The 19,911-nt window shown below is 72.3% G+C and carries 19 protein-coding genes, 1 tRNA gene and 1 other RNA gene; 9 read left to right on the top strand and 12 right to left on the bottom strand.

The features are described from left to right. Positions 1–61 precede the first annotated feature (61 nt). The 7 genes from AC3IF3_RS08590 to AC3IF3_RS08620 form a co-directional block, all read right to left on the bottom strand. The gene (locus AC3IF3_RS08590; RefSeq protein WP_489231266.1) at positions 62–1,387 is read right to left on the bottom strand and encodes a DNA-packaging protein; all 1,326 of its coding nucleotides are present in this window, start codon (positions 1,385–1,387) and stop codon (positions 62–64) included. Further along, positions 1,356–1,994, bottom strand: a complete 639-nt coding sequence (locus AC3IF3_RS08595; protein WP_489228304.1) for a hypothetical protein — start codon at positions 1,992–1,994, stop codon at positions 1,356–1,358. The genes AC3IF3_RS08590 and AC3IF3_RS08595 overlap by 32 nt, the downstream gene beginning before the upstream one ends. A gap of 391 nt (positions 1,995–2,385) precedes the next feature. Next, positions 2,386–3,444, bottom strand: coding sequence for a glycosyltransferase (locus AC3IF3_RS08600; protein ID WP_489228306.1), 1,059 nt, complete (start codon positions 3,442–3,444; stop codon positions 2,386–2,388). After that, complete coding sequence (locus AC3IF3_RS08605; protein WP_489228308.1) at positions 3,441–4,388, bottom strand: glycosyltransferase family 2 protein; 948 nt, start codon at positions 4,386–4,388, stop codon at positions 3,441–3,443. The genes AC3IF3_RS08600 and AC3IF3_RS08605 overlap by 4 nt, the downstream gene beginning before the upstream one ends. A 142-nt stretch (positions 4,389–4,530) precedes the next feature. Beyond that, positions 4,531–5,655, bottom strand: coding sequence for a glycosyltransferase (locus tag AC3IF3_RS08610; RefSeq protein ID WP_489228309.1), 1,125 nt, complete (start codon positions 5,653–5,655; stop codon positions 4,531–4,533). Positions 5,656–5,677: 22 nt separating this feature from the next. After that, positions 5,678–6,565: a glycosyltransferase family 2 protein gene (locus AC3IF3_RS08615; RefSeq protein ID WP_489215190.1), complete on the bottom strand. Its 888-nt coding sequence runs from the start codon at positions 6,563–6,565 to the stop codon at positions 5,678–5,680. Then, positions 6,555–8,606, bottom strand: coding sequence for an HAD-IIB family hydrolase (locus AC3IF3_RS08620; RefSeq protein ID WP_243965310.1), 2,052 nt, complete (start codon positions 8,604–8,606; stop codon positions 6,555–6,557). Before AC3IF3_RS08620 ends, AC3IF3_RS08615 begins: the two co-directional genes overlap by 11 nt. Positions 8,607–8,666: 60 nt before the next feature. Here AC3IF3_RS08620 and AC3IF3_RS08625 point away from each other — a divergent pair, with 60 nt between their 5' ends. Beyond that, positions 8,667–9,707 (top strand): glycosyltransferase family 4 protein, encoded by a 1,041-nt coding sequence (locus AC3IF3_RS08625; protein WP_489228310.1) that lies wholly within the window; start codon positions 8,667–8,669, stop codon positions 9,705–9,707. Beyond that, positions 9,707–10,912 carry a glycosyltransferase family 4 protein gene (locus AC3IF3_RS08630; RefSeq protein ID WP_489228311.1) on the top strand — a complete coding sequence of 402 codons (1,206 nt, stop codon included), beginning with the start codon at positions 9,707–9,709 and terminating at the stop codon, positions 10,910–10,912. The genes AC3IF3_RS08625 and AC3IF3_RS08630 overlap by 1 nt, the downstream gene beginning before the upstream one ends. On the opposite strand, the gene AC3IF3_RS08635 is transcribed toward AC3IF3_RS08630, so the two are convergent. Continuing rightward, positions 10,900–11,853 carry a glycosyltransferase family protein gene (locus tag AC3IF3_RS08635; RefSeq protein ID WP_489231267.1) on the bottom strand — a complete coding sequence of 318 codons (954 nt, stop codon included), beginning with the start codon at positions 11,851–11,853 and terminating at the stop codon, positions 10,900–10,902. The genes AC3IF3_RS08630 and AC3IF3_RS08635 overlap by 13 nt on opposite strands. 121 nt (positions 11,854–11,974) lie before the next feature. Here AC3IF3_RS08635 and AC3IF3_RS08640 point away from each other — a divergent pair, with 121 nt between their 5' ends. From AC3IF3_RS08640 to AC3IF3_RS08650, 3 genes are all read left to right on the top strand, one after another. After that, a complete protein-coding gene (locus AC3IF3_RS08640; protein WP_489228312.1) occupies positions 11,975–12,610 on the top strand; it encodes a glycosyltransferase family 29 protein in 636 nt (211 codons plus the stop codon). A gap of 5 nt (positions 12,611–12,615) precedes the next feature. Further along, on the top strand, positions 12,616–13,260 hold the full coding sequence (locus AC3IF3_RS08645; RefSeq protein WP_489228313.1) for a hypothetical protein: 645 nt from the start codon (positions 12,616–12,618) through the stop codon (positions 13,258–13,260). A gap of 77 nt (positions 13,261–13,337) precedes the next feature. Further along, positions 13,338–13,622, top strand: a complete 285-nt coding sequence (locus AC3IF3_RS08650; RefSeq protein ID WP_489228314.1) for a hypothetical protein — start codon at positions 13,338–13,340, stop codon at positions 13,620–13,622. 265 nt (positions 13,623–13,887) lie between these two features. Here the strand turns inward: AC3IF3_RS08650 and ssrA are convergent. Then, positions 13,888–14,059, bottom strand: a transfer-messenger RNA (tmRNA) gene (gene ssrA / locus AC3IF3_RS08655). Positions 14,060–14,330: 271 nt separating this feature from the next. On the opposite strand from ssrA, the gene AC3IF3_RS08660 reads away from it, so the two are divergent. After that, the gene (locus AC3IF3_RS08660; protein ID WP_489228315.1) at positions 14,331–15,860 is read left to right on the top strand and encodes a trypsin-like peptidase domain-containing protein; all 1,530 of its coding nucleotides are present in this window, start codon (positions 14,331–14,333) and stop codon (positions 15,858–15,860) included. A gap of 24 nt (positions 15,861–15,884) precedes the next feature. Here the strand turns inward: AC3IF3_RS08660 and AC3IF3_RS08665 are convergent, their stop codons facing one another. Then, positions 15,885–16,196 carry a hypothetical protein gene (locus AC3IF3_RS08665; protein ID WP_243968554.1) on the bottom strand — a complete coding sequence of 104 codons (312 nt, stop codon included), beginning with the start codon at positions 16,194–16,196 and terminating at the stop codon, positions 15,885–15,887. 248 nt (positions 16,197–16,444) lie between these two features. On the opposite strand from AC3IF3_RS08665, the gene AC3IF3_RS08670 reads away from it, so the two are divergent. Both AC3IF3_RS08670 and AC3IF3_RS08675 read left to right on the top strand, forming a co-directional pair. Beyond that, entirely contained in the window at positions 16,445–16,633 is a 189-nt protein-coding gene (locus tag AC3IF3_RS08670) for a hypothetical protein (protein WP_243968552.1), read from the top strand. Between the two features lie 324 nt (positions 16,634–16,957). After that, a tRNA-Thr gene (locus AC3IF3_RS08675) sits at positions 16,958–17,032 on the top strand. A 347-nt stretch (positions 17,033–17,379) separates the two neighbouring features. Here the strand turns inward: AC3IF3_RS08675 and AC3IF3_RS08680 are convergent. Then, entirely contained in the window at positions 17,380–17,745 is a 366-nt protein-coding gene (locus AC3IF3_RS08680; RefSeq protein ID WP_489215205.1) for a response regulator, read from the bottom strand. A 23-nt stretch (positions 17,746–17,768) separates the two neighbouring features. Beyond that, positions 17,769–18,062 carry an STAS domain-containing protein gene (locus AC3IF3_RS08685; protein ID WP_489228316.1) on the bottom strand — a complete coding sequence of 98 codons (294 nt, stop codon included), beginning with the start codon at positions 18,060–18,062 and terminating at the stop codon, positions 17,769–17,771. Between the two features lie 447 nt (positions 18,063–18,509). On the opposite strand from AC3IF3_RS08685, the gene AC3IF3_RS08690 reads away from it, so the two are divergent. Further along, positions 18,510–19,625, top strand: coding sequence for a methyl-accepting chemotaxis protein (locus AC3IF3_RS08690; RefSeq protein WP_489228317.1), 1,116 nt, complete (start codon positions 18,510–18,512; stop codon positions 19,623–19,625). Positions 19,626–19,911: the final 286 nt, after the last annotated feature.

Genomic DNA, 19,911 nt, shown 5'->3' on the forward strand with positions numbered 1-19,911 from the left:
ACCACGAACCGACTCCCGGCGCGCTTCCAGCAGAGGCGCGCCGTATTGTTTCGGGTGTCCCTCACAGGCGCCGGATCCGCGGTTCCGCCCGCTTCTCCAGCATCAGGTGCGTGAGCGCCCAGACCAGGGCGTCGAGCCGGTCCGGCGAGCCGCCCCCGGACAGGCCCTCCGGCCCGAAATCGCACAGCTCGTCCTCCAGCGCCGGGAACGCCCCGACATGGTGAACGAGGCCGCGGGCGTAGAGGAGCGAGACCGGCTCGGCCCGCAGATACTTGCCCCGGGTGGCGTGGACGCGGACCACCGGCACGGCGGGGTCGCACTGCGCCAGCACGGCGGCGGCCATCTCGCCGCCCTGGTTGACCTCGACCACCAGGGTGTCGGCGGCGAGCCGGTGATAGAGCGCCAGGGCCGCCCCGGCCCAGGCCTGCGGGGTGGCCCGGGCGAGGCTGGCATCGGCCAGCACGTAGGCCTGGGGCCCGGCGCGCCCCGCCGCCACGATCCCGCAGGCATCCGAGCGCGCCCCCGAGGTCGCGGGCGGATCGACCGCCACGACGATCCGGCCGAGGTCGGGGGCGGCGGCGACCCGCCCCGCCTCCAGGCCGGCGCGGTCCCAGAGGGCATCGTCCCGGTCGGCGATGAGTTCGCCGTCGAGTTCCTGGCGGCCGAGGCGGGTGCCGGCATAGCGCCCGACCACGCGCTCGAGGAAGTCCGGCGCGAGGTTGTCGGCGTTGTCGCGGGTCCGGGCGCGGCTCACCACGGTGCGCGGGTCTCCGAGCAGGCGGCGGATCAGCGGCACCGGCCGCGGCGTCGTGGTCACGAGGTTGCGTGGCCGGGCGCCGAGGCGCAGGCCGAATTGCAGCATGTCGAAGGCCGCCTCGGGCCGGCGCCACTTGGCGGCCTCGTCGCACCAGGCGGCGCCGAATTGCGGACCGCGGAGCGCGTCGGGCTCCTCCGCCGAGAAGGCCAGGGCGACCGCGCCGTCGGCCCATTCGAGGCGCCGCCGGCTCGGCGACCAGACCGGCCGCGCCCGGCCGCCCCGGGGCAGGTTCAGGATCCCCGAGGGCCCTTCGATCATCACCTCGCGCACGTCGCAATGCGTCTCGCCCACGAGCGCGATGCGCCCGACCGGCTCGGGGGTGAAGGCCGGATCGCCCCGGGCGAGCGCGTCGACCCATTCGGCCCCCGTGCGGGTCTTGCCGCTGCCGCGGCCGCCGATCACCGCCCAGGTGGTCCAGGGTTCGATCGGGGCTCCGGCCGCGTCCGGCTCGGCCGGCGGGAGCTGGTCGGCGCGGGCGCGGTGCAGCCAGTCGCGGTCGAGCGCCTGGAGCAGGCCGGGCGGCAGGGTCGCGAGGAAGTCAGGCAGGCGCCCCGCCGCGGACAAAGCCATCATAGCGTCGCGCGATCTCCGCGCGGAGGGAAGGCAGATCGCGTTCCGTGCCGTCATCGCCCCCCTCCCCCGCCGCGGGCTGGACGCCGTCCGCCCCGACCTCGTCAAGCAGCCGCTTGAGGCCGCCGAGGTCGCGCAGGACCCGGGCGGATTCACCCAGCGCCACCCCGTCCCGGCCCAGAGCCGCGTCGTAGGCGGCGATCTGGCGGGCGATGTGGGCGCGCAGATGCGCCCGCAGGGTCGGCGGATCGATCACCGGCGCGGCCTCGCGCCGGGTCCGCCGCCCCCTCGGCACCCGCCGGAAGGCCGCGACCATCAGCTCGGGCCGCCCGCGCCCGAAGCCCATCGCCGCGGCGACATCGGCGGGATCGCTGCCCGGCAGGCTCAGGAGCCGGGCGACCGCGAGGCGCCGCGTCTCGGGCCAGCGCGCGACGACGCAGCGCCAGCGCGGCGGCCGCACCCAGCCGGCCCGGGCGTTCCAGGTCAGGATCGTGCGCGGACTGAGGCCGGTGCGGGCGCTGATCTCACGGATCGGCAGGTCGGTCTCGCGCAGGAGCCGCGTCACCTCCGTGCGCCGCTCGACCGGGTGGGCCTCGCGTAGCCGCATCGCCGCTCTCCGCACACGTTTCGACCGTGCCTCAGGGATAGCCCGGCAGCGCACCGTTGTCAAGCCTTATTTCCTATTTCTCAGCCGATTAGGAATTTGGGCTGAGGCGCCTGCCGGGTCTGCGGCGGGCGGAGGTGCGCCGCAGCGGTTCGGCCAGCGCCGGCGATCGGTTCCCGATGCGGGGTACGCCAGAGCCGGGCGCCGTCCCTGCTGCCGCTGCGGGCTGGCGGATTCATAGATCGCGGTCGGAATCATCGCCCGATCGACGGGTGTTGCGGTCCGGAGCTGGCAAGCGTCCTCCCTCCCCCCTCTACGGGGGAGGGAGACGCGCCCTGGGCCGGCCGGGCGATGATCCCAAATCCAGAGCGTGATCCGCGAGGAGCGGCCCGGGTCAGCCGCCGGCGCGGGCCTGCGCGTAGAGCGCCTCGCAGCGGTCGAGCCAGCGGTCGCGGGTGAACAGGCGCAGGACGCGGTCGCGCGGGATCGGGCGCGGAATCACCCGGGCGGCGTCGATCGCCCCGGCCAGGGCGTCCGCGTCGCCACACGGGACGAGGCGCCCGGCCTCGCCGACGACCTCCGGGGCGGCGCCCATGGCGAAGCCGGCGACCGGGAGGCCGCAGGCCATCGCCTCGACCGCCGCCAGCCCGAACGGCTCGTCCCAGCACGGGGTGAACAGGAACACCGAGGCGCGGCCGACCTCCGCGGCCAGAGCCGCGCCGCCGAGGTGGCCGCCGTAGCGGATCGATCCGCCGAGCGCCGGGGCGATCCGCGCCGCAAAGTAGTCCGGCTCCTCGACCGGGCCGAACAGGGTCAGGGGCAGGCCGGCCCGGCGCGCCGCCGCGATCGCGTGGTGGGCGCCCTTGACCGGCGCGAGGCGCGCGCACCAGACGGCGCTGCCGTCGCCCCGCGCGACGTAGGGCCAGGCGGCGGGATCGATGCCGTTGTGGAGCACCGAGGCCATCGCCGGCGCGCCGTCCGGCCACCAGGCCCGCAGCTGGGCCCGGGAGGTCGCGGTGATCCGGTGCCCCGGCGTGACGCTGGCGTGCACGAACCAGCGGAGCGCGTCGTAGGGCGGCACGTGCAGCGAGGTGACCGTGGGGGTCGCCGCCGTGGCGCGCGGTTCGAGCGGCAGGCGGCTCAGGCTGTTGTTGTGCAGGACGTCGAAGCCCCCGGCGGCGATCCGCGCGCAGGCGGCGGCGTAGCCGTCGTCGAGATGGGCCGTGAGGCCGGCATCGCCCCGGTGCTCCAGGCCGGGGAAGCGGCGCTCGTGGTGGACCGGGATCACCGGGTCGAGGGTGAAGCGCGGGTCGCTGTCGCCGGAGGCGAACAGCACGACCCTGTGGCCGCGCGCGGTCAGACCGTCGGCGAGGCTCCAGGTCTGGGCTTCCAGGCCGCCCGCGAAGGGCGGCGCGATCGGGTGGCGGAGATGGGCGAGGAGCGCGATCCTCATGCCGTCGCGGGCGCGGGCACGCCGGAGGTCAGGGCGGCGCCCTCGACCTGCCGCGCCTCGAGGGTCCGGATGACGGAGGCCGAATTGGTGTAGGGCTGGTGGCTCTGCTGGCCGGTGAGGGCCAGATCCCCGGCATCGGGGCGGCGCAGGATCCGGATCGGCCGGTCGGGCGCGTCGTCGATCAGGCCCATGACGCGGAACGCGTAGAGCCAGTGGCCCATGGTCCGGTAGCCCCATTTGGACGCGAACAGCTCGGCATTGCGCACGACGCTGTCGAGGTGATGGACCGGGGGCATGTGGTGCGGATGGTACTGGTGATAGGCGCGCGCGCCCTTGATCCAGGCGATCGGGATGCCGCGCGTGGCCAGGAGCTTGCCGAAATCCGTATCCTCGCCGCCATAGCCCGTATAGCGCTCGTCGAAACCGCCGGTGTCCAGGAACGTCGCCCGGCGGATGGCGTAGTTGAGCGACCAGAAGCAGCGGTAATCGTTGCAGATCTCGATGCCGGAGGCCGGGGGGCCGCGGCGATCGGAATGCCGCTCGGCGACGGCGTCGAGATCCGCGTAGCGCCAGTCGCCCGCCGTGGCGCGCTCGGGCAGGTGCAGCACCTCGCCCATCAGCAGGCCGTCGAGGGCGGCGAGGCCCCGTGCATAGTCGGCGACGAGACTCGGTGCCGGGATGCAGTCGACGTCGAGGAAGACGACATCCTCCCCGCACGCCGCCGCCACGCCGCGGTTGCGCGCCGCCGCCAGGGGAAGCTCGCGGCCCGGCACCAGGATCTGGCGGACCGGGAACGGCACCTCGGGCAGGTCGTAGGGCGCGTCCTGCATCACCGCGACGATGAGTTCGGCGGGCGGCCGGGTCTGGCGCGCGAGGCCGAGGAGCACGTTGCGCAGATGCGCCGGCCGGCCCTTGGCGAGCGTCACGACGGAAACGGTGGACATCCGAGATCGGGCTCCGGCTGGGGCGCTCGCCGCCGAAACGGACGCCGGTCCGGCGGCGGCGAGCGGGTTGAATCAAGAACGGGGAGCCGCCCCCGATCGCGACGCGATCGGGGGCGGCTCCAACGGTGTGGGACGGCGGCGCTCATCCGGCCGCGGCGGCGTCGATCAGCTGACCGGACCACAGCGTGTCGGTCAGCCCTTCGAGCCAGTCGGCGGCGCGGGCGGCGGCGTCCGGGGCGTAGAGGCTGCGCAGGGCGGTCCCGTCGAGGGCGCGGGCCCGGGCCAGGAGGTCGCGCCAGGTCTGGAGATCGCCGGGCCAGGCGGGGGCCTGAACGGCGGCGCCCAAGCGGACCAGGGCTTCGGCCTTGCGGGTCTGTTCGGCGAAATAGCGCCATTCCGGCATCACGATCAGGCGGCCGCCGACCCGGGCGACCTCGTGCACCGTGTTGTCGCCCGCCGAGGCGATGACGATGTCGGCCGCCGCGAGGTAGGCGGTGACCGAGGCGACCCAGCCGAGCTCGCGCAGGTTGGCGAAGTCGGTCTCGTGGCCCTCGCGGTGGGTCGGCCCGAGGGTCAGCCAGAGCGCGTCCGGGGCGGCCCGGGCCGCGACCGTCAGCGGCGCGTAGGGCGTGCCGCTGCCGCCGCCGCCGGTCACCGCCACGACGATCTCGCGCTCCGGATCGAGCCCGAGCCGCGCCCGCGCCTCGGCGCGCTCCGGCACCCGGTCGACGCTGGTGCACAGGCCGCCGCTGTAGAAGGTCTTGGCGCGCAGGCGCGCGGGGTACTCGTCCTGCTCCAGGCGCGCGTCGAAGGGGGCGAGCATCCCCACGCAGGCCTCGTAGGCGCCGATATGGCCGATGTCGGAGCGGTCGCCGTGCATGCGGATCTGGACCGCGGGCACGCTGGCGATCCGCGCGAGCAGGGCGATCTCCGCGGAGACGTCGACGACGAACAGCCCGATCCCGCGCTCGTCGAGGTGGTCGAGGATGCACCGCATGGTCCGGCGCATCTCGGACAGGCCCAGGGGGACGCAGTGCATCACCTGCGGCGTCGGCTCCGCGTAGAGCCGCGCGGTCGGGACCGCGGCGCCGATCATGTTGGGCAGCGCCACGATCTCGATGTCGCGCGCGAAGCCGTCGAACAGGTGCGGATCCGCGGTCAGCACCGAGACCGGGCGGTCGTGGCTGAACGCGGCCGCCACCGCCATCGTGCGGTTGGCGTGGCCGCGGCCCTGGTGATGGACGAAGAACGCGATGGGTCGCTTCATGGCCGGCGGTTCGGGCTCGCTCTCAGGAGAACAGGGCGTCGGGCCGCAGGGCGGCGGCGATCTCGTGCCGGGTCGGCGGTCGGATCAGGCGGATCGCGGCCGCGTCGGAATCCCAGTCGATCAGCCCGGCCGCGCGGAACTGATCGAGCCAGTAGGTCATGCACCACCGTCCGTGCCGGGCCCGGAAGCGGGCCGCGTTGGCGAGGATCGGCGCGAAGTGCTGGAGCGGCGGCACGTGGACCGGGTGGTGCTGGTGGTAGGCCCGCGCGCCCGCGACCCAGAACGTCGGCAGCCCGGTCGCGGCGAGCCGGGCGGCGAAGTCGGTCTCCTCGCCGCCATAGCCCGAATAGGCCTCGTCCATGCCGCCGACCGCGCGCCAGGCGGAGGCCGCCAGGGCGAAGGACAGGCCCCAGAGCTGGCCCGGATCGGGCTCCGGCCGCGAACCGGATTCCGGTACGGGCGGGCGGGCCGGATGGGGGCGCCCGACCCGGTCGAGCGCGGCTGGATCCACAACGCCGCCGGCGGTCGCCCCGTCCGGGAGGTAGAGGACCTCGCCCAGGAACAGGCCCCGGGCCGCCGCGGCGGCCGCGGCATAGGCCGCCACCAGCGTCGGGCCCGGGATGCAATCCACGTCGAGGAAGACGAGGAGGTCCGCCGCGGCCGCCTCCGCCGCCCGGTTGCGCGCGGCCGCGAGCGGCAGCGCCGCGCCCGGCACATGGAGGTGGCGCACGGGGCAGCCGGGATCGGGCAGGTCAGCGGCCGGCTCGGGCTGCATCCAGGCGATGACGCATTCGCGGGGCGGCATCGTCTGGCGGGCGAGCCCGCGCATCAGGTTGCGCAGGCGGTCGGCCCGGCCGCGAACCAGCGTCAGCACGCTCGGTGCGGGGCCGCCCCCGGGCTCAGCCGACATCGGCCAGCATCCGCCGGAAATGCGACACCCCCTCGATGATGCCCCGGGCATGGGCGGTCCGGGCGACGTAGGAATGCTTCAGCGCGGCGTTGTTGGCGAGGTCGTCCGAATAGTTCGCCACGATGATCGCCTGCACCCGGGCGCCCAGCATCTCGATGTCGTTCCCGGAATCGCCGGCCACGAAGACCGCCTGCTCGGGGAGGTCGTACAGGGCCCGGACATGGTCGACGGCGGTGCCCTTCGAGGCCGCCTCCGGCAGCACGTCGAGGTAGCGGCCGTGGCTGTGGATCACCCGGGCGGGGAGGCCGGCCAGCGCGAGCCGCGCGCGGACGCGCCGCGCCGCCGCCGCATCGCCGAAATAGCTCAGCTTCAGCGCCCGCTGCTCCAGGGGGCCCTGGGGGGCGAGCCCGTCGAGCCCGGCGAGCGCCGCGCGCACCGCCTCCCGGTCCCAGCCGGCAGCGATGATCCCGCGCCAGGCCGCATCCGCCGTGTAGGTCACCCCGTTGGCGTCGAGATGGTAGATCTCGGACCCGACCGAGGTGATCATCACCTGCGGCCGCGGGCTGGCCTGCTGTTCCAGCACCGCCATCGCGCTGTGGAAGGACCGGCCGGTGGCGACGCCGAAGGCCAGCTCCGCCTGCCGGCTGCGCCATCGGCGGAAGATCCCCAGCGCCGCGTCGCAGCCGACCAGCGTGTTGTCGATGTCGCAGACCAGGAGTTGCCGGGGCCTCCGGAGGGGCGGCTCCGGGGCCAGCAGCGCGCGCAGCAGGACGTGGTAGCGCGCGGCGTGCCGGTCCCAGTCGTAGGCCGCCGCCGCCCGGGCCCCGCCCGCGACGCAGCGGGCGTAGAGCGCCGTATCGCCCAGGATCCGCAGGCAGGCCTCGGCGATCGCGCCGGGGGCGCGGGGATCGACCAGCAGCCCGTTGCCGCAGGTCTCGACGATGTCGTTGGGACCGCCGCTATCGGTGGCGACCAGCGGCAGGCCGGCCGCCGAGGCCTCCAGCAGCGTCAGGCCGAAGGGCTCGTTGAGGGCCGGGTTGACGAAGACGCCGCCATGCGCCCGGGCATAGGCGTAGATCGCCGGAACGTCCTGCGGGCGGTGAGTCTTGGGATAGGCCACGTGCCCGTAGAGGTCGTAGCGGTCGATCAGGACCAGCAATTCGCGCATCGTCGCGGCCATGTCGCCATCGAGGGCGTCGATATCCGCGCGGGTGCCGGCCACGATCACGAGATTGGCGCGGGCGCGCAGCGCGGGGCTCTCGCCGTAGGCCCGCACCAGGGCCGCGAGGTTCTTGCGCGCCACCGGCCTGGCCAGCGCCAGGATCGCCGGTTTGCCCGGGTCGGCCAGGAACCGGTCGATCGCGGCGTCGACCCGGGGCTCGGGACACGCCGCGGCGAAGCGGGCGAGGTCGCTGCCCGGGGGCAGGACGCGGACGCGGCCGGGATCGTAGGCGGCATAGCCGGCATACTGCACCTCCGCCTCGTCGCGGGACGAGGCGATCACGAGCCGCGCCCGCGCCAGGGCGTCCTCCTCGGTGGCGATCCGGCGGGCGAGGTCGGGGCGAAGGACGGCCTCGCCCAGCATCGCGGCCTTCACCCGGCCGAGCGAGTGGGCGGTGAACACGAAGGGGATGCCGAGCCGGTCCTCCACGAGCGCCGCCACCGCGGCCGCGTCCGCGTAGTGGGCGTGGATCAGGTCCGGCGCCCGCGCCTGCGCGCCGATCCAGGCGACGAGGTTCTCGGCGAAGCGCGCCACCTCGGCGTGCATCTCCTCCTTGGCGCGGTAGTCCGGGGACGCGCTCGCCAGCCGCACAAGGGTGACCTTGTCGGCGATCCGCTCTTCAGGCACGGCGTAGGCGGCGCCGAGCGGGCCGTGGAACAGGCGCGTCGCCACCGCGATCCGCGCGAGGTCGCGATCCTGCGCCGAGGCCGAGACCAGATCGAGCAGGTAGCGGATATGGCCGCCGGTATCGGCGGTGATCCCGTAGACGACGCCGTCGCCGCGCAGGCAGCCCTGCAGGGCGATGTGCAGGACGAACATCAGGCGTGGGCTGAAGCTGTCGGGCGCCCGTATAAACTTAACTTATGTGAAGAGAGCGTCGTGATTCGTGTTGCCCAGGTCGCACCGAACATTTTTCCCGTTCCCCCAGATCATCACGGCGGCACCGAGCGGGTTGTGCATGATCTGAGCACGGCGCTGCGAAGCTTGAGCGTCGAGGTAACACTTTTCGCCCCCTCGGACAGTGCGACAGACTTGCCGCGCGTGGGCGATTATCCGAGTCTTTCGGCGCTCGAGCGGCGCCACGGGCCCGTCGCGCCCGGGGTGCCGGCGGCCCTGGATGCCCTGCAGCTGGAGGCGCTGCGGCTGCGGCTCGACGATTTCGACATCGTCCATTGCCACGGCGAGTTCGCCCATGCGGCGCTCCTGGGCGGGCGCCGGCGGCGCAGCCTGACCACGATCCACTGGCGGGTGGACGAGCTCGACCGGGCGCTGTTCTTCGCGGGCTTCCCCGACCTGCCGGTGGCGGCGATCTCGGCGGCGCAGGAAGCCGGCATCCCCGCGGCGAACCGGGCGGGGATCGTGCATCACGGCATCGATCGGGACCGCTACGCCTTCCGCGCGGAACCGGACGCCCACGTCGCCTTCCTCGGCCGGATGACCGACCAGAAGCGGCCCGACACGGCGATCCGCGTGGCCCGCGCTGCCGGTCTCCCGATCCGGCTCGGCGGCACGGTCGATGTCGGCAACCCGGATTATTTCGACCGGCAGGTGCGCCCGCTCCTCGGCGCCGACGCGACCTATCTCGGGCCGGTCGACGATGCCCGGAAGGGCGAGCTCCTGGGCGGCGCCCGGGCGCTCCTGTTCCCGATCGACTGGCCCGAGCCCTTCGGCCTGGTGATGATCGAGGCGATGGCCTGCGGGACGCCGGTCGTGGCCTGGGACCGCGGCTCGGTCCCCGAGATCGTCGAGGACGGCGTGACCGGGTTCGTCGTCGCGAGCGAGGCGGAGGCGGTCGCGGCCCTCGCCCGGATCGGGCAGCTCGATCGCGCCGGGATCCGTCGCCGGTTCGAGGCACGGTTCACCGCCGAGCGGATGGCGCGCGACTATCTCGCGCTCTACCGCCGCCTCCTCGACGCCTGATGCGCACCGCCCTCCTGGCTTGGGACTACCCGCCCGCGCCGAGCGGCCTCTCGACCGCGGCCCGCGAGATCGCCGAGAGCCTCGCGGAGACGGGCGCGGAGGTCACGGTGTTCACCCTCGACCGGACCGGCCGCGCGCGGGTGGCAGGCGTCACGATCGTGGGCCTCGGCCTGCCGGAGGGGGGCGCCCTGGCGCGCCTGCGCCGCTGGGGCTCGGCCGGGCATCTCGCGGCGCCGCTGGCCTTCCGGCGCGCCGTGCTGGCCGCGCACGCGCGCACGCCCTTCGCGGTGGTGGAGGCGACCAACTGGTACGCGCCGGCCGCGCTGCTCGCCGGCCGCCGGACCCTGCCCCTGGTGACGCGCAGCTCGACCCCGGCGGTGTTCACGCGCGGGCCGGGGGGTGCCCTGCGCGACCGCCTCGACGGGTGGAGTGCCGACGCCCTGGAACGCCGGCAGGCCCGGGGCAGCGCCGGCCTCATCGCCAACACCGCCGCGCACGGCGCGGTGATCACGCGGGCCTACGGGCTCACCGGCCGGCAGCCCTCCGCGGTGATCGGCCTCAGCCTGCCGCCCGAGGTCGCGACGGGTGCCCGCGCCGCCGCCTATCCGGAGGCGGAGGCGCCGGTGCGCCTGCTCTTCGTCGGGCGGGCGGAGGCGCGCAAGGGCTTCGACGCGCTCCTCGACGCGGTCGCGATCCTCGGTGGCGCGCGGGACCGGGACGGCCTGCCACCGTTCCAGCTGGACCTCGTCGGGGTGGCGCCGGAGGATCTGCCGGCCGATCTGCCCGGGGCGGCGCGGCGGCACATCCGCGCCCGCGGCCGGGTCGACGCCGCCGCCCTGGCGCAGGCCTACGCGCAGGCCCACGCGGTGGTCGCCCCCTCCCGCTACGAGAGCTTCGGCCTGGTCTACCAGGAGGCCCTGGCCTACGGCCGGCCGGTCGTCGCCTGCGCGGAGGATGCCAGCGCCCGGGCCTTCGTCGGCGCCCCCGGGGCCGGGCCGCTCGCGGAGGCCGCCACCGGAAAGGCGCTGGCCGATGCCCTGCGCCCGCTCCTCGCCGATCCCGACCTGCGCCGGACCTACAGGGCCCGCGCCCTCATCGCCGCGGGCCGGTTCGACCGGGCCAGCCTCGGCGGGGAGACCCTGGCGCTCTACCGGCGGGCGATCGCGGCGGCGGGGGGCGCCGGAGCGACCCGTCAGTCGGCATAGGGACGCAGCAGCGCCGTCGCCTCCTCGGGACGGCCGCGTCCGGGATCGAGCGCTTCGTAGCGGTGCGACCGCGCCCGCACATGGGCGCGGCTCAGGCGATGCGCGATGACCCCGTGCAGCGTCAGGAAGCTGCGCGGCCAGCCGCCGTCGAGAACCGGCCGCTCATGCACCCGGCCGGCGAAGCGCACCCGCGTCCGGTTCAACCGGTACTGGACGTCCGGGAAGACATCCGACAGGACGCCGTCGACCCGGTTGGCCCGCGCGAGCCCGATCGACACGACCTCCGCCGCCTCGGCCGCAGCGGCCAGGGCCGGCAGGCGCGCGCCGGTGGCGGGTTCGATGGATTCGTCGGCGTCGAGCTGCAGCATCCAGGCGTGGCGGGCGAGGTCCTGGAGCGCGTTCCGCTGCGCGGCGAAATCGCCGTCGAGGGGCCGGGCGGCCACCCGCACCGCCCCCTCCGGAAACCCGGCGACCGGAACCATGCGGGCCGCCCGCGCCGGCCCGTCGAGGAGGATCGCGACATCGTCCGTCCAGCCGGCCTGGGCGGGCAGAAACGCCAGCACCGCGGCGAGGTCCGCCGGGCGGCACAGCAGGCCGAGGGAGACCGGGCGCCCGGCGGCGCCGTCGAGGGCGTAGAGTTCCGCCGCGGCGGCCCGGGTCCCGTGGGGATGCCGGAGGTCCGCGCGGCCCGCGTCATCGAGCGGGCGCGTGCCCCGGCCGAGGCGGGTCGCGGCGGTCCGCAGGGTGTAGAGGTCGAGGCCGTAGGGCGCATCCGGGTCGGACAGGAAGGCCGGCGCGGCGAGGTGCCGGTCCAGGTGTTCCCGGCAGGCGGCCGGGTCCGCCGCCTCCGCCAGCAGGACGCCGCAGGAGCCGCAGGCGCGCGCGAAGGTACGGCGGCGGCCGTCCGGATAGGTCAGGCCCCGCGCGCTGGCCCCGAGCATGTCGGCCGCGCAGAGGAAGCACCGGCGCGGGCCCGTCACGTCGACACGTTCGACCCGGCCGCGCCCTGGTCGTCCCGGCCTGGCGCCTTACCTCCGCGGCTCCCCGCGATCCCCGGTTTCCGTGTCATCCGACCTCGATCCCTCCCGTGCCGACGGCCCGATCCTGCCGGCCGGATCGTCCCTCGCCATCGTCGGCAACGCGCCCGGGACCGGTGATGTAGGGCCGGCGATCGATGCGGCGGACTGCGTGGTGCGCTTCAACAACGCGGCGGGCTTCGGCGACCGGACCGGCCGACGCGTCACCCACCTCGCCTTGGTCAACCGCGGCGGCCAGACCCGGGAATGGCTGACGGACCGGCGCTTCCTGGAGCGCCCGGTGGTCCGGACGGCCGGGGCCTTCATCCTGCCGTTCCCGATGCTGCCGGCGGCGCAGAACGTCCCGGACCCGATCTGCTGGACCCGCGAGATCCTGGCGCTGCTGCGGCCCCTGGGGCGCCCGATCCACGTCCTGCCGGAGACCCTGCACCGGCGGGCGCACGGCCTGCTCGGATCCCGGGCGGGCGAATGCCCGAACCCGAGCACCGGCTTCCTCGTGGCCCTGGCGCTCGTGCCGGACCGCCCCGGGCCGGGGCTCCCGGCGGACGCCTACGGCTTCGGCTTCGCCGGCTGGCCGGGGCATCCCTGGGCGGCCGAGCGCGCGTGGTTCGCCGCCGCCGCGGCCTCCGGGCGCCTCCGCCTGCACCCGACCGAAGGCTGAGAGTCATGGCGACGCTGATCACGGTCCTGAAGGGCGGCGGGCGCTACGACGCGACCTGGGTGGAACGCCTCGCCCGCGGCGTGCGCCGCCACGCACCGGCCTTCGGGCGGATCCTCTGCCTCACGGATCTACCGCTCGCGGTCGCCGGGGTGGAGCGCGTGCCCCTGCGGCACGACTGGCCGGCCTGGTGGGCCAAGATGGAGGCGTTCCGCCCCGGGCTGACCGAGGGCCCGACGCTCCTGTGCGACCTCGATACGGTCCTGACCGGGCCGGCGGACGCCCTGGCCACGCCGGGCTTTGCCGCGATGGAGGATTACTTCCACGCCGGGCGGCTCTCCAGCGCGCTGCTGCGCTGGGACGGCGACGCACTCGCCGCGCTCTACAAGACCTTCGCGGCGGATCCCGAGCGCTGGATGAGGCCGGGATCCTGCGGCCCGGTGCCCAACGGGGTCCACGGCGATCAGGTCGTCATCGACCATCTGCTCCGCCGGAGCGGCCGGCATCCGGACTTCCTCCAGCGGATCCATCCGGGCCTGCTCGACTTCTACGACCCCCGGCGCGACGCCCATGGCCCGGTCGTGATCTTCATCGGCGCGGCCAAGCCCGACACGGCCGCCGGCGCGGTCCACGCGGCCTGGACCGGCACCTGACCGGCGCTATCGGGCGCCGACGACATCGTTATCGGATTCGCCTTGCCAAGGCCGACGCGGCCGTGCCTCGTCCGGGCATGCGCATATTCCTCGCCGCCGCCCTGCTTGCCGGCCTCGCCGCACCCGCATGGGCCGGGGAGCCGCCCATGGACGGGCCCGTGACGGGGGGCAGCTTCGGGATGGGCGGTTCGGACTATTACGGCGATGTCCGCGACCGGATGCCGTTCACCCGCGCGGCGCCGCCGCGGCCGATCGGGATCGCCGACATCGAGCGCGTCCGGGCCGCGCGGCGGCGGGCCGAGACGCGTGCGCGACGGGTGGGTGGGCGGCACGCGCTGCATCGCCGGCCGCCGCATGCCTGAACCGGCAGCGTGGTGTCCGGCTGCGGCCGAAGCGCCTCGCGTGTCCGGTGCCGGGAATGACGGGCCCCGAGGCCGAAGCCCCGGGTTCTGTTGCTAGGCGTGCCCACGCCCCGGAAGATTACGCCGCGAGGCGCATCTCCATGCCGACGTTGTCGTTGGCATTTAGAGTTTTGGTCAGGTGCTCGGAACGAGGGTTGCCCGCGCCGAACCGGTCGAGTCCTTACCGAAAGCCGCATCTTACCCCGCCGAAGCGGGACAGAACTCGCGATCCCTTTACCGCCCAGTCGAACCTGTTTCACCCCCAGCAGAAGCACCCTGGCAGCCCGCGATCCGAAACGCCGGATGCGCGCCCCCGTCCCCGAACGGTAGCGGGGCAAGGTGCTTCTGGTGGAGGCGCCGGGTACCGCCCCCGGGTCCTGAAGCGTTATTATGAACCGGTCATCAACCTCGCGCGCACCCTACGCCAGAAGTGCCCCCCGGGTCTACAGGGTTGATGGGCTCCAGACGCCCAGGGCTCACCGAGGCGGGCTCCATCCCGATCCGAGTTCAGCTTCCGGCAGACCGGTTCGTGACCATCGCCCTGAGCCGCATGCCGACTGACGATGCCCAGCAGGAGTAACCAACGCGCGCGACTGCGCAAACTCTGCTGTTGCAACTTCAGATTTTGTGGCGAGAATGTGGCATCGACCATAGGACGAGGGTGCTGACATGCGGTGCGGATCGCTCGTTCTAGTCGCGGCTCTGGCCGCCTCGCCGGTCAATGCTGCTCCGCGGCCGCCGGCCTATTACTCTGCCGAAGAGGGCTTCAATTCAAGCTACGCTCTGCGGGAGCGCGTCATCGCGCAGACGATGCTGATCAGCGCGGGTTACCAGAATGCCGTCCCCACTGAGCGCTTCACCCTGCACACCTTTAACGCCATCCGAGACTTCCAAATCGCCAACCGTCTTACGCCGTCGGGAAGCTTGGACAAGGCAACCTCAGACAGATTGTTCGCCGTGGCGCGCCCCATGTTCAACATGTGGGACTTCCGCCAGATCGGACATCCGACGCGGGGGCGGCCTATCTGGATACCCCAGGGCATGGGCCTTCGCCCCTATCCCAATAGAAACGGCCTCACCTACCGCGACGCCACCGATCGGGTCCAAGTGTCCTACAACTATTTCTCCGGAACGACGCCGGAGGCCGTGTATGCCGGCCTTTTGGAGAAGATGCGCGGCAACGGCACCGTCATCCATTATTCGGTTCTCAAGGATGGTTGGTTCGTCATCTCCGCGACGACGGGAGACGGGGATGACGAGTACGTCCGGTATCACGCGGACGGCAACGGTATCTTGGGCTTCGCGGCCTTCTGGAACAACGCGAAGGGCGTGGTGAATGGCGAGCGCATCGCCGTCCTCATGTCGGCCTCGCTCGGTTCGGTGATGAACGGCCGGCCCTTCGTCGAGCCGCCCGGCTTCCTGGACGAGGAGCCCGCCCGCGTTGCCGCGGCGCCGGCCGTCGTGCCGGTAAGCCGGCCGGATCCGGCCGTCATCCCCCCGGCGCCCAATGTGCTCGCACCCGTGCCGAACCCGGCCGCACCGCCGCCGGTGGCTTGGGCTAAGCCGGAGGACAAGATCTCGACCGGCAGTGGGTTTTTCGTCGACGGGCAGGGGCGATTCATCACGAATAATCACGTCATCGAGACGTGCAAGGATATCGTCGTGAAGACGCCGGATGGACAAATCCGGAAGGCAGCCGTCAGGGCGACTGATGCGGCCAACGACATGGCTTTGATTCAGGTCACAGGAGCCGAGGGTCACAAATTCCCGCCGCTGCGGCTCGGCGCACGGCTCGGCGAAGGCATCGCGACGTTCGGCTACCCTCATCTCGACCTGCTGGCCAACACCGGCAACTTCACGCTCGGCAATGTCACTGCCCTTGCCGGGGTGAACGACGATTCACGGTTCTACCAGATCTCTGCACCAGTCCAGGCCGGCAATTCCGGCGGCCCGGTGCTTGACAATTTTGGCAACGTGGCCGGCGTCGTTCAATCGAAGCTGAACGTTCTCAAAGTTGCGATCGCGTCCGGCGACTTCCCACAAAACATCAACTTTGCGATTAAGGGTGCGATCCTGGCGTCGTTCCTGGAAAGCAACGGGGTTACGATTATGCCAGGCTCGATCACCGGGGCGAAGCTCGATCCGGCCGACCTTGCGGACGCGGCCAAGACGGTCAGCGGCCTCGTGGCGTGCCAGTAGGTCTCGCGCGCGGACCCGCAGCGCTCAGTACCGCACGTCGCGAAAACCGCTGTCGCCGCGGCCGACGACGCCCTGGATCACCGCCTTGGTCGAGGGGCTGAGGCCGCCATCGCCGCGCAGGCGCCGCCCATCGGCCCGTTCCAGCCGGGCGACGTCGTCGGAGCAGCGATCGAGTGCGGTGTGGACCCGGGACGACAGGGGCATACCCCGTTGCGCGGGAGTGCCGCTCATCTCGAACCGCAGGCAGGAGGCGAGGTACCCCTTCAGGTCATCGAAGGCGGCGGCGTGGGCGCTCGACGTGAGAAGGGCGAGCAGCAACGCGGATCGGGCGAGCATCGGGCGCTCCAGGTGAGGATGGATCCTCTCGACAACGCGCGAGCCGGGCTTTGGTGGCGGGTCGCGCCGCGCCCCGCAATTCGCGCCGGCGCGGCCGCACGCCGGGGGCCCGGTTCCCCGGAGCCGCATCACCGTCTCTTCACCATCCGGCGCGAACGGGTCGCCCGAAGGCGGGGCGATCCCGTTGAGGGGACATGGACACGCCCGCGCCTGCCCCGGCGGATCACCCCCCGCCCACGACGGACACCTTGGCCGACCTGCCGGTCGAGGCCTTCGTCCTGGGTTGGCGGATCCTCACGGGCGAGCCGCCGGCGGTCCTGCTCGGCTCACGGACCGCGATGATCGCGCTGCTCGTGGCGTGCGCACCGGTGGTCCCGCTGACGCCGGCAGACCCCGTCTGGGATGCGCCGCTGCGCGGCGACGGCACGCAGCTTTAGCCGCCCGCCGGCATCCAGCGGTCCAGGAACGCGGAGCGGGTGCGATCCGGTGCCGCGGCCGGCAGCGGTGGCATCGATTGCCCCCCGGCGGTGGCCAGATTCGCCGTGACGCGGACGGAGACCGTCGGATCGCGGATCGTTCAGGCTGTGGCGCCCCCCGATGTCCCGGAGCGCCGACCGTCCGTACGCGCCCGCAGCGCGACGCGGCCGGGCCATGGACGGACCGTGCCGGGATCTGTGCCTTGACGAAGCGCCCTCAAACGTAGTCAAAAGTCCCCCTGACGCCCTGAAACCGCAAGATTTCTCAACGGTTTCAAGGCGCCCGCCGGTGTAGCACAGCGGTAGTGCAGCGGTTTTGTAAACCGAAGGTCGGGAGTTCGATCCTCTCCACCGGCACCAGCGCTCGCCGACGAGGCGGGCAAACGACCGATCGTATCGAGGATTGCGCGGCCCGCCGGTGCGCAGGGCCGTCCGGCTTCACCGTCGCGACGGTCGCCGACAGCCGCGTGCAGTTGCGGCCCGCACCCGTGCCTGCGCCGCGAACCTGTGTAGCTCGTAGCCGTTACGGGCAGCCGTCGGAGGCCCCCCCCCCGGAAGGCGCCGTCACGCGCGATCCGACGCCGCCCCCATCCCTGGCTCTTACCCGCAGGCCGGAGCGAAGCCCGCAGCCTTTCCGAGGCTTGAAGCCGAACCCGGTGTCGTGGATCCGCCGGCCCGCAGGGGCGCGCCGGGCAGGGGCTGGCCGCTCAGGCGCGGATCAGCTTGGCCACCACCGCCAGCAGCTGCTCCGGCTTGAACGGCTTGGTGATCCAGCCGGTGGCCCCGGCCGATTTCGCCTGCTGCTTGATGCTCTCGTCCGATTCCGTGCTCAGGAACAGGATCGGCACGCCCGCGCAGGACGGCACGGTGCGCAGCTGCTTGATCATCTCGATGCCGTTCATCACCGGCATGTTGAGGTCGGTGATCACCAGGTTGATCGCCCCGGCCTTGGCCTTGGCGAGGCCCTCGGCGCCATCGGCCGCCTCGATCACGGTGTGGCCGGCGGGGCCCAGCACGATCTTGATCATCTGGCGGATGCTGGGCGAATCGTCGACGGCGAGAACGGTGGCCATGGGGGAGATCCGGTCCTGGGGGTTCAGAGGTCGGGGGCGGCCGCGAAGGGCGGGCGCGGCGCGATGCCGGCGCGCCGGAACGCCGCCGCGGCCGCGTCGGGCAGGTTGGTCAGGTCGAGGGTGGCGCCGCGCGCCGCCGCGGACCCGGCGGCCGCGACGACGAGCTGGACGAAGGTGACGTCCACCGTCTCGATCGCCGCGCAATCCAGCACCAGGCGGGTCGCGCCGTCCAGCGCCGCCAGCAGGTCGGCCCGGAGCGCCTGCGCCGTCCGGAGCGTGCAGTCCGGCGGCATCGTGAGGGTGACGGGCTCGGCCATGAGGAATCCGCTGCTGTTGCGCGGCCAGACTGGCTGCAGTCGATCTCTTAAGAGAACCGGACGGTTAAAGTTTCCTTGAGCCGATCACATCGCTGCAACACCGCCGATGATCCCGACGACGTTTCCTGTTGAAAACCGTGCGTGTCCGGCCGGGGAGTGGTTTTGTATTGGGTGAAAGGCGCGGCCGTTGATTCCGAATCCGTTTCAAGATTTTCTGGTATTCAATGATACAATCTAATTACTGTTTTGCAAGTACTTATATTGATAGACCAAAGTCTCGTTGTGGAAGCTGCAGGTTTTCGATCACATAAAATGCGCGGCCCTCCGCACAAAGAACGGACGGCATAACTCTTCATTCAGATGCCCGGCTTAGAAAACGGCTCCTCACGGCCGTAAGTTCGTGCCTGTACCCGGCGAGAACCGGCAGTGTCCGAGGAAGACATATCGATGGCCTTCTGGGGGCGCGCGAATCGAGTGCCGGATCACGCGGACGCGTCGGATCCGCCGATCGCGCTCGCCCCGGACGATGACGCGGCCGCCCCCGATCCGGCGGCGGCACCTCCGGGGCGGCCGCTCGCGGCGGCGGACGTGCTCCAGGCGCGGCTCGGCCTGTCGGAGGTCCAGCGCAAGGCCCTCGATGCCCTGATCGACGAGATCGGGATCGTCTCGGCGGATGTCGAGACCGACGTGCACGGCCTGTCGGAGCGGTTCCAGCGGATCGCCGCGACCACCCGCGGACAGTCCGAGATCGTGCAGGGACTGGTGGCGTCGATCCAGTCGGTGCGGATCGACGGCACCGAGCGGCCGCTCGCCGAGGTGGCGGCGGCTCTGGGCGAGATCCTGGCGATGCTCAACGACAGGATCGGCTTCATGTCGACCCGCGGCGCCACCATGGAGGACGCGCTGAACGGCGTGCTGGGCGAATTGTCCTCGGTGGACGGCAGCGTCGCCGAGATCGAGAAGATCAACCGGCAGACCAACCTCCTGGCGCTCAACGCCAAGATCGAGGCGGCGCGCGCCGGCGAGGCCGGGAGGGCCTTCGCGGTGGTGGCCGACGAGGTGCGCAGCCTGGCCGGGGCGATCAACGCGCTGTCCGGGGTGATCAAGCAGCAGATCGGCGCGATCGCCACCGGCCTGCGCAGCAGCCACGCGCTGCTGCACGACATCGCCACCATCGACATGTCGGAGGAGAGCCGGAATGCCGACGCCCGGGTGCGCGTGGTGATGCAGGCCCTGGTCGAGCAGAGCTCGCGGTTTGCCGGTGTGCTCGGCCAGACCGTGCAGACCACCGAGGCGATCACGCAGGACGTCTCGGGCGCCATCGTGGCGATGCAGTTCCAGGATCTCGCCAAGCAGCGCATGCAAAACCTCCAGGCGATCCTGCGCGCCCTCCGGACGGCCCCGGCGGACGGCGCCGACGCGGAGCGGGACTGGGCGGCGGCGATGATCGCCGATTGCACCCTCGGGGAGGTCCGGGAGCGGATGTCCCGCCGCCTGCTCGGCACCGCGGCGCCGACGCGCGGGCGCGAGGACGATCCGCTCGCGGGCATCGACCTGTTCTGATCCACGACTGATTTCGATGCATCTCGACTGTAGCAATGTGTATTCTTGCATTTATTTGCGCATCGGAGCGCGATGACACAGTACATATATTGCGCAAAATTGTACAAATCAAGACTTTCTATCCTAGGAGATTGGTTTTTAACCAAAATACCAAACTTGTTTCATTCAAAAAACGCATTTTCTGAGGAAAAAATCGGACTTAGAAAGTTTTTTAAGGAGGTTCCATCTTCTTTTTTTAACACCCTTAAATTAGGATGGCTCCTGATCGATGGCCCGAGTCTTGGGT

The organism is Methylobacterium sp. J-118 (assembly GCF_057836565.1).

Bases quoted from the DNA above. Each gene is read 5' to 3' on its own strand.
- AC3IF3_RS08590 (WP_489231266.1), bottom strand. From the start codon at position 1,387: ATGGCTTTGTCCGCGGCGGGGCGCCTGCCTGACTTCCTCGCGACCCTG.
- AC3IF3_RS08595 (WP_489228304.1), bottom strand. From the start codon at position 1,994: ATGCGGCTACGCGAGGCCCACCCGGTCGAGCGGCGCACGGAGGTGACG.
- AC3IF3_RS08600 (WP_489228306.1), bottom strand. From the start codon at position 3,444: ATGAGGATCGCGCTCCTCGCCCATCTCCGCCACCCGATCGCGCCGCCC.
- AC3IF3_RS08605 (WP_489228308.1), bottom strand. From the start codon at position 4,388: ATGTCCACCGTTTCCGTCGTGACGCTCGCCAAGGGCCGGCCGGCGCAT.
- AC3IF3_RS08610 (WP_489228309.1), bottom strand. From the start codon at position 5,655: ATGAAGCGACCCATCGCGTTCTTCGTCCATCACCAGGGCCGCGGCCAC.
- AC3IF3_RS08615 (WP_489215190.1), bottom strand. From the start codon at position 6,565: ATGTCGGCTGAGCCCGGGGGCGGCCCCGCACCGAGCGTGCTGACGCTG.
- AC3IF3_RS08620 (WP_243965310.1), bottom strand. From the start codon at position 8,606: ATGTTCGTCCTGCACATCGCCCTGCAGGGCTGCCTGCGCGGCGACGGC.
- AC3IF3_RS08630 (WP_489228311.1), top strand. From the start codon at position 9,707: ATGCGCACCGCCCTCCTGGCTTGGGACTACCCGCCCGCGCCGAGCGGC.
- AC3IF3_RS08635 (WP_489231267.1), bottom strand. From the start codon at position 11,853: ATGCTCGGGGCCAGCGCGCGGGGCCTGACCTATCCGGACGGCCGCCGC.
- AC3IF3_RS08645 (WP_489228313.1), top strand. From the start codon at position 12,616: ATGGCGACGCTGATCACGGTCCTGAAGGGCGGCGGGCGCTACGACGCG.
- AC3IF3_RS08650 (WP_489228314.1), top strand. From the start codon at position 13,338: ATGCGCATATTCCTCGCCGCCGCCCTGCTTGCCGGCCTCGCCGCACCC.
- AC3IF3_RS08660 (WP_489228315.1), top strand. From the start codon at position 14,331: ATGCGGTGCGGATCGCTCGTTCTAGTCGCGGCTCTGGCCGCCTCGCCG.
- AC3IF3_RS08665 (WP_243968554.1), bottom strand. From the start codon at position 16,196: ATGCTCGCCCGATCCGCGTTGCTGCTCGCCCTTCTCACGTCGAGCGCC.
- AC3IF3_RS08680 (WP_489215205.1), bottom strand. From the start codon at position 17,745: ATGGCCACCGTTCTCGCCGTCGACGATTCGCCCAGCATCCGCCAGATG.
- AC3IF3_RS08685 (WP_489228316.1), bottom strand. From the start codon at position 18,062: ATGGCCGAGCCCGTCACCCTCACGATGCCGCCGGACTGCACGCTCCGG.
- AC3IF3_RS08690 (WP_489228317.1), top strand. From the start codon at position 18,510: ATGGCCTTCTGGGGGCGCGCGAATCGAGTGCCGGATCACGCGGACGCG.